Source organism: Streptomyces sp. A012304 (assembly GCF_026008495.1).
Classification (GTDB): domain Bacteria; phylum Actinomycetota; class Actinomycetes; order Streptomycetales; family Streptomycetaceae; genus Streptomyces.
This window is the reverse complement of the sequence record NZ_BQUN01000037.1, coordinates 22234-37440: the sequence shown is the minus strand read 5'-3', so window position 1 is coordinate 37440 and position 15207 is coordinate 22234. Positions and strand designations below refer to the sequence as shown.

The window sequence follows — 15207 nt, the reverse complement described above, 5'->3', positions numbered from 1 at the left end:
CCGCCGCGTGCCGGACCTGTGGATAACTCCGGCGATGTCAGTCGTGGCCCCTATCGTGGAGGCAGTGGTCGAGGGACGACGTACGGGGGACCAGACGATGGGCGGGACGGGCGGGATCATCGAGATGCCAGGAACCACCGGGATGCCGGGGACGCAGAGCGAGGCGCTGGCCGCGCTGCACCGGGTCTTCGGATACGACGCCTTCCGCGGCGAGCAGGAAGCCGTCATCGATCATGTGGTAGCCGGCGGTGACGCGGTGGTCCTCATGCCCACCGGCGGCGGCAAGTCGCTGTGCTACCAGATTCCCTCCCTGGTCAGGCCAGGTACGGGCGTGGTCGTCTCCCCGCTGATCGCGCTGATGCAGGACCAGGTGGACGCGCTGCGGGCGCTCGGTGTGCGCGCCGGGTTCATGAACTCCACGCAGGACTTCGACGAGCGGCGCGTGGTCGAGGCGGAGTTCCTGGCCGGTGAGCTGGACCTGCTGTACCTGGCGCCGGAGCGGCTGCGCCTGGACTCCACGCTGAACCTGCTCTCCCGCGGCAAGATCGCGGTCTTCGCGATCGACGAGGCGCACTGCGTGTCCCAGTGGGGCCACGACTTCCGTCCGGACTATCTCGCCCTGTCCCTGCTCGGCGAGCGCTGGCCGGACGTCCCGAGGATCGCGCTGACGGCGACGGCCACCCGCGCGACCCACCAGGAGATCACCCAACGGCTGAACATGCCGACGGCCCGGCACTTCGTGGCGAGCTTCGACCGGCCCAACATCCAGTACCGGATCGTGCCCAAGGCCGACCCCAAGAAGCAGCTGCTGAGCTTCCTGCGGGAGGAACACGCGGGCGACGCGGGCATCGTGTACTGCCTCTCACGCAACTCAGTGGACAAGACCGCCGAGTTCCTCACCCGCAACGGCATCGAGGCGGTGCCGTACCACGCCGGCCTGGACGCGGGCACGCGCGCGGCGCACCAGGCGCGGTTCCTGCGGGAGGAGGGGCTCGTCGTGGTCGCGACCATCGCCTTCGGCATGGGCATCGACAAGCCGGACGTGCGGTTCGTCGCCCACCTCGACCTGCCCAAGTCGATCGAGGGCTACTACCAGGAGACGGGCCGCGCCGGGCGGGACGGGCTGCCCTCGACGGCCTGGATGGCGTACGGCCTCAACGACGTCATCCAGCAGCGCAAGCTGATCCAGTTGGGGGAGGGCGACGAGGCGTTCCGGCGGCGGGCGGCGGCCCATCTGGACTCCATGCTGGCGCTGTGCGAGACGGCCCGCTGCCGGCGCGGTCAGCTCCTCGCCTACTTCGGGCAGGAACCCGACCCGGCGGGCTGCGGCAACTGCGACACCTGCCTCACCCCGCCCGAGACCTGGGACGGCACGATCGCGGCGCAGAAGGTGCTGTCGACGGTGGTGCGGCTCCAGCGGGAACGCGGGCAGAAGTTCGGCGCGGTGCAGATCGTCGACATCCTGCTGGGTCGCAGAACCGCCAAGGTCATCCAGTTCGACCACGACCAGCTGTCGGTGTTCGGCATCGGAGAGGATCTCACCGAGGGCGAATGGCGCGGCGTCGTACGGCAGTTGCTCGCCCAGGGACTGCTGGCGGTCGAGGGCGAGTACGGCACGCTGGTGCTGACGGAGGCCAGCGGGGCGGTGCTGCGGCGGGAGCGGGACGTACCGCTGCGCAAGGAGCCGAAGAAGCCGACGGCCGCGAAGGCGGGTTCGTCGTCCTCCGGGCGCGGCGACCGCAAGGCGAGGACGGCGGCGGCCGAGCTGCCCGAGGAGCTGCTGCCCGCGTTCGAGGCCCTGCGCGCCTGGCGGGCCGAACAGGCCCGTGAACAGGGCGTCCCCGCCTATGTCATCTTCCACGACGCCACACTGCGGGAGATCGCCACGGTCTGGCCGACGTCGGTGCGGCAGCTCGGCGGGATCAGCGGCGTCGGCGAGAAGAAGCTGGCGACCTACGGGGAGGGCGTGCTCGCGGTGCTGGCCTCGCTGAGCGGGGTGGCGGGCGCGGCACCGGCGGCCGCCTCGGACCAGCCCGGCCCGCAGCGTCCCGACGGTCTGGACGGCCCCGCCGTCCTGGACGAACCGGATGAACCGGACGACTGGCCGGAGACGGAGCCGGAGCCCGATGACTGGATCTAGAGGACTGAGATGACTGGGCCCGGAGGACTGAACTGAGAGGCGGGGAGCTGCCGGGAGGGGCCGGCAGCCCGGTGCCGTCAGCTGAGAGCCGTCAGCCCCGGCGCGAAGGTGATCAGCAGGGGCAGTAACGGGACCAGCGCCGCCACCGTCGTCGTCAGCGCGCGGTGTCTGGGGAGCAGCCTGGGGGGCGGCTGGAGGAGCCGGTCCACGCGTTCGCCCAGGAGGCGGTGGCTGGACGCGCAGGACAGGACACCCCGGTGCTGGTTCAGCTCGATCAGGGCCAGCGCCGTGGTCAGGTGGCCGCAGCGGCGGGACGCCGTGTCGTCGGCGGCGAGTTCGACCAGGCGGTGGGTCTGGTCGCAGAAGTGGGCGAACAGCGGGACGCGCGGGAAGCCGGTCGCCAGCGCCGTCGACAGGTGCAGCAGCCAGTCGTGACGGGCGCGGGCGTGACCGCGTTCATGGGTGAGGACCGCGTCGAGCTGATGGGAGGTGAGGCGGTGCAGGGCACCGGTGGTCACGATCAGTTGAGGAGGATTGCCGGGCATCCACCAGGCGTCCGGGTACTCGTCCTCCAGCACCAGCAGCGGGCCCCGCGCGGAGGGCAGGCCCGCGGGGAGGTCGGGGGCGCGTTCCCGCAGGTGTGCGCGGGCCCGGCCGCGGCGCCGCCGCGCCTCGACCAGCTCACGGGCGAGCATCGCGGTGGTCCAGGCGGCCCCGCAGGCCAGCAACAGGGTGAGGGCGCTCGCCCACACGGGCGCGGCGGACAGGTCGTAGGCCTCGGTCACCTCGGGCGGGGCGGGGGCGAAGACCCGCGCGCGGACGGTGTGGAAGACGGCGGCGGCGCCCAGGACCAGCGCCGTCAGACAGCACAGCAGGACCGTGGCGACCAGGCACTGCCACACCCACAGCGCGACCACCGGCTCCCGCTCGGGCCACACGGCCCGGGTCAGCGCACGCGGGGCCGGCACGGCGGCCGTCAGGGCGACGACGCTCAGCAGGAGCAGACAGAAGGTCATACCAGGGGCTCCGGATCCTGGTCGGCGAAGACGGGGGTGAGCAGCGCGGAGAACGGGCCCGCCGACGCGGATCGTCGAGGCGGCCGTGCTCCGCGGGTGTGCGTGAGGGCTCGGCGCGAGGACCGTGCCCGCCGCCAGTATGACGGCGGGCACGGCGGGAGTCAGCCCACTCCGCCCGTCAGTTCGGGCCCTCACCCCGCGACTTCCCACCGCGCGGGTCCGTTCCGGCCACGGCATCCGACGGTCCGGCCTCACCGCGCGGGTCCGTTCCCGGGCTCGACATCCGGGCCTCGGCCGCGACTTCCCACCGCGCGGGTCCGTTCCGGCCAAGGGTTCCGATGGTCGGGCCTCGCCGCGACTGGCCACCGCGTGGGTCCGTTCCGGCCGCGGCATCCGACGGTGGGGCCTCACCGGGTGGGTTCGTTCACGGGCTCCGGCGGACCGGCCTCAGCCCGCGGTCACTCGCCCAGTCACCTCGCCCAGACCCACCCGCAGCCCGTCCGGACCGGGTGCCCAGGCGGACAGGGTCACCACGTCCCCGTCCTCCAGGTACGTCCGCTTGCCGTCGGGGAGTTCCAGGGGGTCGCGGCCGTTCCAGGTCAGTTCCAGGAGGGAGCCGCGCTGGTTTTCGGCCGGGCCGCTGACCGTGCCCGAGCCGTACAGGTCGCCGGTGCGCAGGGAGGCGCCGTTGACCGTCAGATGGGCGAGCTGCTGGGCGGCCGTCCAGTACATGGTGGAGAAGGGGGGTTCGGAGACGACGTGACCGTTGACGGCGACGGAGATGCGCAGGTCGTAGCCGGCCGGCTCGAGGGCGGTGTCGTCCAGGTAGGGGAGCAGGGGGTGGGTGCGTTCGGGAGGTGAGACCCGGGCCTGCTCCAGCGCCTCCAGCGGGGTGATCCACGCCGAGATCGAGGTGGCGAACGACTTGGCGAGGAACGGGCCGAGGGGTACGTACTCCCAGGCCTGGATGTCGCGGGCCGACCAGTCGTTGAGGAGGCACAGGCCGAAGACGTGCTCGCGGAAGTCGGTGAGCGGGACCGGCTTCCCGTGCCGCGACGGCACGCCGACCACGAAGCCGACCTCGGCTTCGATGTCGAGCCGCACGGACGGGCCGAAGACGGGGGCGGCGTCGGTGGGTGCCTTGCGCTGGCCGGACGGGCGGACGACGTCCGTGCCGGAGACGACGACCGTGCCGGACCTGCCGTGGTAGCCGATGGGCAGGTGCTTCCAGTTGGGCAGCAGGGTGTCGGTGGCGTCCGGGCGGAAGATGGCGCCGGCGTTCCGGGCGTGGTGCTCGGAGGCGTAGAAGTCGACGTAGTCGGCCACCTCGAAGGGGAGGTGCAGGGACACCGAGGACAGGGGGTGCAGCAGCGGGGCGAGGGTCTCGTGGTGGGCGGGGTCCGTCACCCACGCGGTCAGCGCGCCGCGGACCTGCGACCAGGTGGTCCGGCCCGCCGCCAGCAGCGGGTTGAGGGTGGGCCGGCCGAGCAGGGCGGCGTGCGGGGAACCGAGGGCCCGGGCCGCCGCGCCCGCGTCCAGGACATGGTCGCCGAGGCGGACGCCGACGGTCCGCTCCTGGGAGCCGGGGAGGGAGAAGACGCCGTACGGGAGGTTGTGCGGGCCGAAGGGGTCGCCCTCGGGGAGGTCGAAGGGGGGCAAGGGGGGCATCAGGTGCTGCCTCGCTTTCGTGCTCGCCATGTGGGTGCGTGGCCGGTTGCTCGCCATGTGTGCCGGTGCCGTGTGGGTGTGCTCCGCCGGTGTGCCGAGCCGCCGCACACGTTACGGCCGACCTTGCTCCAGGGACAGCGCAGCGAGACGGAAGTGACACGGGAGGTGACGGATGGGGTGGTCGAGTGGAAGCTCTCCGCTTCCGTTCGTGTACGGGAAGTCGCCCCCTGGCCGGTCCGCAATCTTGACGGAGCGGTGCGAAAGGGGAGACTCTGGGCGGGTGCTGGAAGGCCTCGGGGAGGGGGCGTTCCCATGGCACACCTGGGGGGCGGATGGCCATAGGGGAGGCCGGCCTCGGGTCGGCGCGTCATGGTGCACGGCCGGAACGGCTGGCGGCGACCATGCGCGGCAGACTCGGCCGGGAATGCGTGTACGTGCCGTCGTGCCGGTTCGGGCTGTTCGTGGCCTTGCGCCACTGGTGTCCGCCCGGTGGGCGGGTGCTGATGTCGCCGGTCAACGACGACGTGATCTTCTTCGTGGTGCTCGCGGCCGGACTGCGGCCCGTGCAGGCGCCGTTGAACCCGCTGGACGCCTCGATCGACGTCGACGCCGTGCCCGACGAGGTGTGGGGCTCGCTGTCCGGGGTTCTCACGACCAATCTGTACGGCAACCCGGACGACGCGCCGCGTCTGCGGGCGAAGTGCGACGCGCTGGGCATCCCGCTGTTCGAGGACGGGGCGCACGCCATCGGCAGCACGGTGGGCGGCCGCCCGGTCGGGGCCTGGGGCGACGCCTCCGTCTTCAGCCTGTCCAAGCATGTCGGGGCCAAGGCCGGGGGTTTCCTGTCCTGTGCCGACCCGGGGCTGCGCGAGGCCCTGGCGAAGACCTGCGAGAACCTGCTGCTGCCGGGGCGGCCGACCGCCGAACTCGCCTTCGCCGTCCGCCCGTACGCGGAGGCGGCGGTGCGGGGGCTGCGGCTGCGGCGTGCCGCGTGGGCCACGATGCGACGGCTCGGGCTGATGGAGCGCGAGGAGATCCGGATGCCGCTGCGCGCGGAGGAACTGGCGCGGGCGGTCGACGCGGCGCCCGACCTCACCGCGCACGACTCCTGGATCCGCGTCGACATGCACGACTACCGGTTGCGGTCCGGACGGCTGCGGCTGGCGCGCGTCGGCCGTCGGCTCGACCGCCTGGACCAGGTGCTGGACGCCTGCCGGGCGGGCACACGGCTGCTGCTGTCGACGCCGTGGGGCAGACCCGGCGGCACCGGCGGACCCGGTGGGACCGACCCGGGCACGAGCGGGGGGAGCGCCGGCCGGCACGTCCAACCGCTCTTCCGGGTCCCGCTGTTCGTCGCCGACCGGGACGCCGCGATCGCGGCGCTGGCGCGGCGGGGAATCGTCGTCGGGTACCTCTACGACCCGCCCCTGGACGACTACGCGGGCGCCGTCTTCACCGACCCCTCGCCCGATCCGGCCGGGGCCCGCTGGTTCGCACGGCACGCGCTGCCCGTGGATCCGCTGCGGGCCCGGCAGATCGTGGAGGTGCTGCGTGAGTCCGGCGCGCGTCCGGCCGTGGTGCCGCCGACGGGACACGGAGGGCCGGGAGGGCTGGAGCCGACACGTGGCTGAGACACGGGCCGGGACACATACCGACGTGCACCTCGTGGGAGAGACCGGCACCCGGCCGGGAAGCGACGCCGGGGCCCCGGACCGGAGACCGGCCGGGGTCCAGGTGCGCGAACCGGCCGGACCACCCGGCACGCCGCCCGCCGCGCCGCCCGGCGGTGGACAGACGCCGGGCGACGGCGCGCGCGGCGCGGACTCCCTGTTCAGGAACGCCTATTTCCTCATGCTCAGCACCGGCGTCTCCGCCGTGCTCGGCCTGGGCTTCTGGCTCGTGGCCGCCCGCTACTACGAGGAGGAGGCCGTCGGGCAGGGCTCGGCGGCGATCGCCGCGATGCGGCTGCTCGCCAGTATCACGGCGACGACGATGATCGGCGCCGTCGTCCGCTTCGTGCCGCGCGCCGGACGGGCGACGGGCTCGCTGGTGTGGCGGACGTACGCGGCGAGTTCGGTGGTCGTGACGATCGCGGCGTTCGTCTTCCTGCTCACGCTCGATTTGTGGGGAGCGTCGTACGCGCCGCTGGGCACGCCGGTCGCGGGGGCGGCGTTCGTGGTGGCCTGCGTGGCGTGGGCGCTGCTCACTCTCCAGGACGGGGTGCTGACCGGTCTGCGCCGCTCCGGGTGGGTGCCGGTCGGCAACGCGGTGTTCTCGGTCGGCAAGCTGCTCCTGCTGGTCGTCTTCGCCGGGGCGCTGCCGGTGCTCGGCATCTTCGTCTCCTGGGCGGTCGCGATCGCCTTCTCGACACTGCCGCTCGGGTGGCTGATATTCCGCAAGCTGATCCCACGTCAGGCCGCCGCCGACCGGGACGTGGAACCGCCCCGGCTGCGGGAGATGGGCCGTTTCCTGGCCGGTGACTCGCTGGGCGCGCTGTTCAGCCTCGCGATGATCAACCTGCTGCCGGTGATGGTGGCGGTCCGCTTCAGCGCCGCCGAGAACGGCTACTTCTACGTGGCGTACACCGTCGGCGGCACGATGGAGTTCATGGCCATCAACATGGCCTCCTCCCTCACCGCGCACGCCTCGCACGATCCGCGTCACCTGGCCGACGGCGTCCGGGGGGCGCTGCGCCGCATGATCCTGCTGCTGGTGCCGGTGGTGCTGGTACTGGTGCTGTTCGCGCCGCAGATCCTGCTGCCGTTCAGCCCGGACTACGCCGAGCACGGCACGACCGTGCTGCGGCTGCTGGCCGCCGGCGCGCTGCCCCGGGTCGTGGTGGAGCTGTACATCGGGGTGCTGCGGGTGCAGGGCCGCACGGGGGTGCTCGCCGCGCTCCAGGGCGCCATGTGCACGCTGGTGCTGGGCAGCGCGGCCGTCCTGTTCACCCCGGCCGGCATCGCGGGCGCGGGGTGGGCGGTACTGCTGAGCATGTCGCTGATCGCCGTCGTCTCGGTCGTGGGGCTGCGGGCCGCGCTGCGCAGGGAGGACGCCGGAGCAGGGGCCGAGGCCTCCGCCACCACGTCCCACACCGCTACGGCCGCCGCGCCCTCCGCCGCCTCGACCGCCGCCCCGGCCGCCGTGCCCGGCGCAGGCACCGGCCGGCCACCCCTCTCGACTCCCACCCCCGCCGACAAGCCCCCCGCCGACAGGCCACCCGCCGACGGCACCGGCACCGGTACCCGCGCGGTCCGTCTGAACCCCGCCGCCGGATACGGCACGACGTGGGCCCGCCGGGCGGCGTACGAGCGCGGGGAGTCCGATCAGGACACCGTCGCACTGTTCATAGGGCGTCCCGCGTACGAGCGTGAAGCCCTGGCGGCGGACACGCTCGCGGTGATCGTCCGGCCCGCCAAGGAACCGTCGGCCGGCGAGCGCGCCGGGTCCGGGGCGCCGAGCGCGCCGGAACCCGACCACGAGGTGAGCGGGATCTGGTCGGAGCGCGGGCAGCGATGGCTGCGGGCCGGCCTGTGGAGCCTGCTCGGCGTCTGCGCCGTCGTCTTCTGGGGGGCCCTGCGCGATCTGCCCTGGCTCGGTGGGCAGGTCGCGGGAGACCTCGCCGCACCGCTGAGCGGGCGCGGGATGCTCGGTCTGCTGCCCACCCCGGCGCTGGTCGCCGGGTGCCTGCTGCTGGTGCTGTTCGTCGCCGCCGTGACGCTGGGGGTACGGCAGGAGACCTGGCTGCCGGGGACCGCGCTGGCCGTCGTCGCCCTCGTCCTGTACTCGGTGCCCGTGGCCCTCGGCCGGGAACCCCGGGCACTGGGTGGGACGTTCTATCCCCGTACGGCCGATTTCTTCGCGCAGACCCTCGGCCTCGCCGGGCCCGAGCCGCTGCTGCGCTGGGTGGCGCCCGTCTGTCAGCTGCTGTGCCTGGTCCCGCTGTGGCTGCTGCTCGACCGCGTCGGCGACCGCTTCGGTGACCGTCTGCGGCTGCCGTGGGCGGCCCGCTGGGGGGTCGTCTATCTCGTCGCCGTGGGGGGCTGGGCGGGGAGAGAGGCGCTCGCGCCGTTCGCGCCGCCGCTGCTCGCCGTGCTGTACCTGCTCGTCCTGCTGCTGTCGCTGCGCCGCGCCGAGCCGTCGGTACGACCGGCGGGCAGATCAACGCACCCACACGACCTGGACACGTCCAGGGACTGATCAAATTCTGAGCCGAACGCCAGGGGGGAACCGTCGTGCGTCCGCCAGCCACTCCACGGGAGAGATCCGAGCCGGAGCCCACACCGGGCTCGGCACCCGCTCCCGCCCTCACGACCGCCCCGAAGGAGCCGCTCCGGAACACGCCGCTCCGGAACACGCGGGTCCCGGGCGCATCCGTCCCGGCGGACGCACCCGTCCCCGACGCACCCGTCCCCGACGCACCCGTCCCGCACGCTTCGGAGACTGCGCGGGCTTCGGCTTCGGACGCTTTCGCTTCGGCAGGTGGTGAGCCCGTGAGCGACCTCTCGGACCTCCCGCCTGGGCGCCCCTGGTGGTACGCCGTCCTGCACCCGGCCCCCGCGCTGCTGGTCGCGCTCGCCCTGTGGGGCTGGGCGGTGACCCACACCGACGTCTCCGACCTCGGCGACTTCGGCCTCGTCACCGCGCTGCACCCCACCTTCTGGGCCGGTCTCGCGCTGCTCACCGTCGGCTTCTGGGCCACGGTGCGCGGCCCGCGCCGCCACCCCGTGTGGGCGCCGGCGTACGTCGTCGGCCTGCTGGTGATGGAGCGGGCCACGCAGGCGGTGCTGTACCCGACACCGCTGTACGCGTGGGCGTGGAAGCACGACGCGGTCATCGACCACCTGCTGACGGCGGGCCGGCTCCAGGGCGAGGACGTGCTCGGCGACCTGGCCGTGTACGACCAGTGGCCGGGCTTCTTCGCCGCCCAGGCCGCGCTGGTACGGCTGTTCGGGGTGGACTCCGCCACGCAGTTCATGGCCTGGTGGCCGTTGGTCTCCAGCCTGACGCTGCTGCTTCCGCTCCTGCTGATCTACCGCACGTTCACCGAGGACCGGCGGCTGATCTGGACGGCCGTCTGGCTCTTCTGTGTCGGCAACTGGGTGGGCCAGGACTACTTCTCGCCCCAGTCCGTGGCCTTCGCCCTGCACCTCGGTGTCCTCGCCGTCGTGCTGCGCCGCTACGGCCGCTCCCCGGGCGGCGCCGGACGGCAGCGCCAGGTCGTGTGGACGGTGCTGCTGGTCCTCCTCGTCGGGGCGATGGTCGTCTCGCACCAGCTCACCCCGGGCATGCTGGTCGTCTCGCTGGCCGCCCTCCTCCTCACCCGCCGCTACCGCGACAAGGTGCCGCTGATCACCACCGCGGTGATCTTCCTGGCGTGGTGCCTGACGGCCGCGCTGCCGTTCCTGTCGGCGACGATGCCGGAGATGATCCGCTCGATCGGCGACATCGGCGGCAACGTCTCCACCGGCTACGGCGCCACCCCGACCGGCACGGGCGCGGTGACGACGTCCTGGGTGGCGCGGCTGCTGTCGGCGTCGGTACTGCTGCTCGCGGTCGTGGGCGTGCTGCGCCAGCCGGTGCTGCGCCACCGCGCGATGCCGCTGTTGCTGATCGCCGCGGCCCCGCTGCCGATGTTCGCGGCGAGCAGCTACGGCAGCGAGATGATCTTCCGGGTGCTGATGTTCATGCTGCCCGGCGCCGCCTTCTTCGCCGCGGCGGCGCTGCTGCCCCAGGTGCGCACCCTGACGGCCATGGAGCAGGCCGCCACCCGAGAGGCCGCCCAGCAGGGCACCGCCACCCCAGAGACCGCCCAGCAGGGCACCAGCCCCCGGCAGCGGCAGGGCACCACCCGGCGGACCGAGCCGCTCCGTTACGCCTGGCTGCCCCCGTTGGCCCTCCTCGCCGCCACCCTCGCCTTCGTGCCGAGCTACTCCGGGAAGGACCGCATCAGCTACTTCCCGCCGGCCGAGGTGGACCTCGTGCGCCAGGTGATCGACCAGGCGCCCGACGACTCCCTCGTGGTGGCGTTCGACCGCAACTACCCGCTCGCCTTCGCCGAGTACTGGCGCGTGGACCACTACTGGTTCCTCGACGACGACCGCTCGCACGTCGACCGGATCGTGCGGGACCCGGCGGCCACCCTCGCCCGGGACATGTCCTCGGTGGAGCCGCCCGGCCGGGCCTATCTGCTGTTCACCCGGGGCCAGTTCGCGAACGCCGAGATGAACGGGCTGCTGACGAAGGGCCAGCTGGACCGCGTCGAGAGATCCGTCGCCGCGTCACCGCTGTTCGAACGGGTGGCGGAGAACGACGCCGGATCGGCCTATGTGCTCAAGGACGTGCCGAAGGAGGCGGGCCGATGACCCCGCAGGAACTCGTGGTGCGGATGCTGCCCCCGTTCGGCGGCTGGCTCGCCCTCTCCGCCCTCGCGCTGCCGGACGGCTCCGCGCTGCGCGGCGCGGCGATGGCCGTCTTCCTGACGGCCGGGCCGGGCGCCGCCCTGCTCAGAATCTGCGGGCCCGCGCTGGCCGCGGGCCCGGCCACGGGGCCCGTCGAACGCCGGGACCCGGCCTTCGAACGCCACTCCGACCTGCTGGAACGGCTGATGCTGAGCGTCCTGGTGAGCGTGGCAGTGGTGCTGCTCGCCGCGACGGTGTTCATCGCCGCACACGCCTTCAGCGCGCAGCGCGTCCTGCTGACGCTCACGATGCTGACCACCGTCGCCGCGTTCTGCCCGCGACTGCGCGCCTCCCCACCGAAGACCGGGAAGGGTACTGCTCTGTGAGGTCGCACCAACCCGACGCCCGTCGCGCCCACCGGTACCGACGGCCGCACCGACCGCCCGTCGTCCACCGTCCCCTGCTGCTCACCACCGTCCTGTGCGCCCTCCTGACCGCCGCCTGCTTCCTCCAGGACGTCGCCGTGGGCCCGCACGACGGGCCCACCACCCGCGCCCGCCCCTCCGCCCACGGCGGGCGGTGCGCCCCGACGGCGCTCCTCGAACCACCCTGCGGGGCCTGGTTCGGCGCCTTCGTGCCGCACGACAAGGACGACCTGGAGGACAAGGTCCGCGCCTACGAGAAGCGGATCGGCCGCAAGCTGGACATCGTGTACACGTACCACGACATGTCCCTGGTCGAGGGGGAGCGCCTGGAGGGGCAGCTGCTCACCGAGCAGGAACGCCGGGTCGCCGCCGACGAGCGACTGCTGCTGCTGTCCTGGGAGAGCAAGTGGTGGGGCGGGACGAAGGCGCAGCAGCCCACCTGGAAACAGATCGCCGACGGCGAGCTGGACGCGTCCGTCATCGACGTCCAGGCCGAGCGCGTCAAGCGGTACGGCAAGAAGGTCTTCCTCTCCTTCGACCTGGAGATGGACACCCGTACGCCGGCCAACGGCACCCCGGAGGACTACGTCCGGGCGTACCGGCACATCCACGACCGGTTCCGGGCGCTGGGCGTCACCAACGTGGTGTGGACCTGGATCACCACGGGGTATCTGGAGCACGCCGACCTGATCAAGCGGATGTATCCCGGGGACGACTACGTCGACTGGGTCGCCTACAACCAGTACAACTACTACCAGTGCCACCGGGCGGGCTGGCTGTCCTTCGCGCAGACGCAGCGGGCCACCCACCGGTGGATCCGCGCGAACATCTCCGACGACAAGCCGCTGATGCTGTCCGAGTTCGGCACCGCGAACGACCCGTCGCGGCCGGACCGCCAGGCCGAGTGGTACGCGCGGGTCCCGGCGGTCCTGAAGGACCTGACCGGGGTGAAGGCCGCGCTCCAGTGGAACTACCGGGACCCCGGCCCGCACTGCGACCTGTCGGTGGCGGGCGACCGGGCCTGGGCCAGCCTCCGCGAGGCGGTCTCCGACCCGTACCTCAACCAGCCGCTGGGGTAGCGAGCGCGAGCCGGAGACCCGGCCGAGGCATCACCCGCGAACCGCCGCCCCGCGAACCGTGTCCGCCCGCGAACGATCAGTCCACGAACCGATCAGTCCGCGAGCCGTCGGCCCACGAACGTGTCCGCCCGCGAACGATCAGCCCACGAACCGATCAGCCCGCGAACACCGGCCCGCGCACCACCGCGCGGGCCCTGCGGTACCACCGCCAGGCGACCGTCTTCGCGCCGTCCCGGTAGGGCGCGATCCGCGCGCCCCCGCCCGCCAGCCAGCCCTCCACATCGGCGACGGTGTGGCTGCGCCGCACGATGAGCCGGGCGATCCGGTAGCGCTCGTCACGGTCCGAGCTGAGCGCGTGCCGCACGGCGGTGGCCGTCTCGTACCCGGCGGCGGCCGCCATACGGCGCACCCGGCCGCTGTTGTAGCCGTGCGGGTAGGCGAGGTGGCGCACGCCGTGGCCGAGGGCGTCCTCCAACGCGACCCGCGAGGCCCGCAGTTCGCGCGCCAGGTCCCGGGGCGGCAGGGTGTCCAACTGGGCGTGGGTGACGGTGTGGCTGCCGACCTCCATGCCGTACTGCTCGAGGCTCGCCGCCTGCGCCAGGGTCATCATCGGGGCGGGCGGCAGCAGGCTGCGCCCGCCCGGGGTGATGGCGCCGGTGGTGAGGTAGGCGGTGGCGGCCAGCCCGCGCCCGGCCAGCGCCTCGGCGGTCGGACCGGGCAGGTCGGCGAAGCCGTCGTCGAAGGTCAGCAGCACCGGGCGGGCCGGCAGTGGCGTCCGCCCGGCGAGATGGTCGGCGAGCGCGCTGACCGTGACGGGCGTACGGCCGCTGTCGACGACGGCGTCGAGGTGCGCGGCGAACTCCTTCGGAGTGACGGTGAACTCCGCGATCCAGTCGGGCGGGTCCTCCATCACCGCGTGATAGAGGAACACGGGGATGCCGGCCCGCTGTATGCCGCCACTGCCGCCGCCCGTGCCTCTCATCTGGACCCCCTCGCCAGCACGTCCCGGTCCGTGCCGGACGCGGCGGACACACCGGCCGCGAAGGCCGCCCGCACCGCACGTCGTGCCCGCAGATAGCCCACGGGCCCGTACACCATCCCCCGGCGCTGCAACCGTGACAGCCGCCGTGGCCAGGGGTGACCGCGATCGTCGTGGCCACCCGGCGCGCTCCCGTCGCCCGCGCCCCCGCCGTCCGCGTCCCGGGTCGCCGTCAGGGCCCGGGCGTGGGCGAGTCCGCGCGGCAGCCGGACCAGGAACGCCGGCAGCAGCCCGGGGCGGTTGACGAGGATCGCCGTGAGGTAGGCGGTCAGGCCGGCTCCGTAGCCGTAGGCCTGGGTCTCCAGGTCCCGCCAGGTCTCCCGGTGGTGGTGCCAGACCAGGGCCTGCGGGGTGTAGTGCAGCCGGTGACCCTGGGCGAGGACGCGGACGAACCCGTACAGGTCGTCGCCGCCGCGCGCGAGCGTCCCCGCCCCCGTCGCCGGGTCGAAACCGCCGACCGCGCGCAGGACACCGGTGCGGAACGCCATGTTCGCCCCGGAGCCGAACCGGCCCGCCGTGAACGGGAACAGCGGCTCGTCGGCGGGCGGGGCGGCAGGGGCGTACGTCCGTGCGGTGAAGCCCTTCGCGAAGCCGCCGTTGCTCTCCAGCAGCACCTGGGCCGGGGTGCGCAGCCGGGCCGGCAGGATCAGACCGGTGGCGCAGCCGAGGCCGGGGTCGGCGGCGAACGGCGCGGTGAGCTCGGTCAGCCAGCGCGGGTCCGCGACGACGTCGTCGTCGGTGAAGGCGACGACCTCGCCGTGCGCGGCCGCGACACCCCTGTTGTGGGCGACGGCGAGTCCGGGCACCGGCTCGGTCACGTACCGCACGCGCTCGGCGTACTTCCGCTCGATCAGGTCCCGGGTCGCGTCCGTCACCGGCGCGTTGTCGACGACGACGATCTCGAAGTCCGGGTGGTCCTGGGCGAGGAGCGAGTCGAGCGCGTGAGCGAGCGGCTCGGCCCGTTCACGGGTGGCGACGACGACGGTGACCGCCGGCACGGCGGCTTCCCCTGCCGTCCGCGACACGGACGCACCCGGGGACGCACCCGGGGAGGCCCCTGTGGAGGCCCCCGAGGACGCACCAGTGGACGCGCCCGCCGACCCCCCGGCGGGATGGCGCCGGGCGGCCAGCTCCGTGAGGACCGTCCTCGGGTCCGCGCCCTCCGGAACCCGCCCGAGCAGCGTGCCCACGGGCCGCCCACCCCTTCTGACCAGTACGAACACCGCGCCGTCCGTGACGGGCGGGCTGCCTGGCCCGGGCCGGAGCACTCCGCCGGCCCCGTCCGGCTCCAGGTCCAGCTCGGCCACCTGGACGGGCTCGATGTCCAGGAACCCCTGGATCTCCTGCCGTACACGTGGCGCACGTGCCATGAAACCTGCCATGAACCCCCCTCGTGTCACGACGGCCATGACCTGCATGCCCGTCATGAGCCGTGAACGTCA

General features: G+C 73.4%; 10 protein-coding genes. 6 read left to right on the top strand and 4 right to left on the bottom strand.

Going from position 1 to position 15207, the window contains the following annotated elements:
• The first annotated feature begins 97 nt into the window (after positions 1–97).
• Entirely contained in the window at positions 98–2140 is a 2043-nt protein-coding gene (gene recQ, locus ALMP_RS08425; RefSeq protein ID WP_264925659.1) for a DNA helicase RecQ, read from the top strand.
• Positions 2141–2217: 77 nt separating this feature from the next.
• Here recQ and ALMP_RS08420 read toward each other — a convergent pair whose 3' ends face one another.
• Together ALMP_RS08420 and fahA are read right to left on the bottom strand one after the other, a co-directional pair.
• Positions 2218–3156, bottom strand: a complete 939-nt coding sequence (locus ALMP_RS08420; RefSeq protein ID WP_264925633.1) for a M56 family metallopeptidase — start codon at positions 3154–3156, stop codon at positions 2218–2220.
• A 447-nt stretch (positions 3157–3603) separates the two neighbouring features.
• The gene (gene fahA, locus ALMP_RS08415; RefSeq protein ID WP_264925658.1) at positions 3604–4815 is read right to left on the bottom strand and encodes a fumarylacetoacetase; all 1212 of its coding nucleotides are present in this window, start codon (positions 4813–4815) and stop codon (positions 3604–3606) included.
• A 410-nt stretch (positions 4816–5225) separates the two neighbouring features.
• On the opposite strand from fahA, the gene ALMP_RS08410 reads away from it, so the two are divergent.
• From ALMP_RS08410 to ALMP_RS08390, 5 genes are all read left to right on the top strand, one after another.
• Positions 5226–6455 (top strand): DegT/DnrJ/EryC1/StrS family aminotransferase, encoded by a 1230-nt coding sequence (locus ALMP_RS08410; RefSeq protein WP_264925632.1) that lies wholly within the window; start codon positions 5226–5228, stop codon positions 6453–6455.
• 103 nt (positions 6456–6558) lie between these two features.
• Complete coding sequence (locus tag ALMP_RS08405) at positions 6559–9021, top strand: lipopolysaccharide biosynthesis protein (RefSeq protein ID WP_375803460.1); 2463 nt, start codon at positions 6559–6561, stop codon at positions 9019–9021.
• Between the two features lie 293 nt (positions 9022–9314).
• A complete protein-coding gene (locus ALMP_RS08400) occupies positions 9315–11186 on the top strand; it encodes a glycosyltransferase (RefSeq protein WP_264925631.1) in 1872 nt (623 codons plus the stop codon).
• A complete protein-coding gene (locus ALMP_RS08395; RefSeq protein ID WP_264925630.1) occupies positions 11183–11608 on the top strand; it encodes a hypothetical protein in 426 nt (141 codons plus the stop codon). The genes ALMP_RS08400 and ALMP_RS08395 overlap by 4 nt, the downstream gene beginning before the upstream one ends.
• Positions 11605–12726 (top strand): glycosyl hydrolase, encoded by a 1122-nt coding sequence (locus ALMP_RS08390; protein WP_264925629.1) that lies wholly within the window; start codon positions 11605–11607, stop codon positions 12724–12726. The genes ALMP_RS08395 and ALMP_RS08390 overlap by 4 nt, the downstream gene beginning before the upstream one ends.
• A 154-nt stretch (positions 12727–12880) precedes the next feature.
• Here ALMP_RS08390 and ALMP_RS08385 read toward each other — a convergent pair whose 3' ends face one another.
• Together ALMP_RS08385 and ALMP_RS08380 are read right to left on the bottom strand one after the other, a co-directional pair.
• On the bottom strand, positions 12881–13708 hold the full coding sequence (locus ALMP_RS08385) for a polysaccharide deacetylase family protein (protein ID WP_264925628.1): 828 nt from the start codon (positions 13706–13708) through the stop codon (positions 12881–12883).
• Positions 13705–15135, bottom strand: coding sequence for a glycosyltransferase family 2 protein (locus ALMP_RS08380; RefSeq protein WP_264925627.1), 1431 nt, complete (start codon positions 15133–15135; stop codon positions 13705–13707). Before ALMP_RS08380 ends, ALMP_RS08385 begins: the two co-directional genes overlap by 4 nt.
• Positions 15136–15207: the final 72 nt, after the last annotated feature.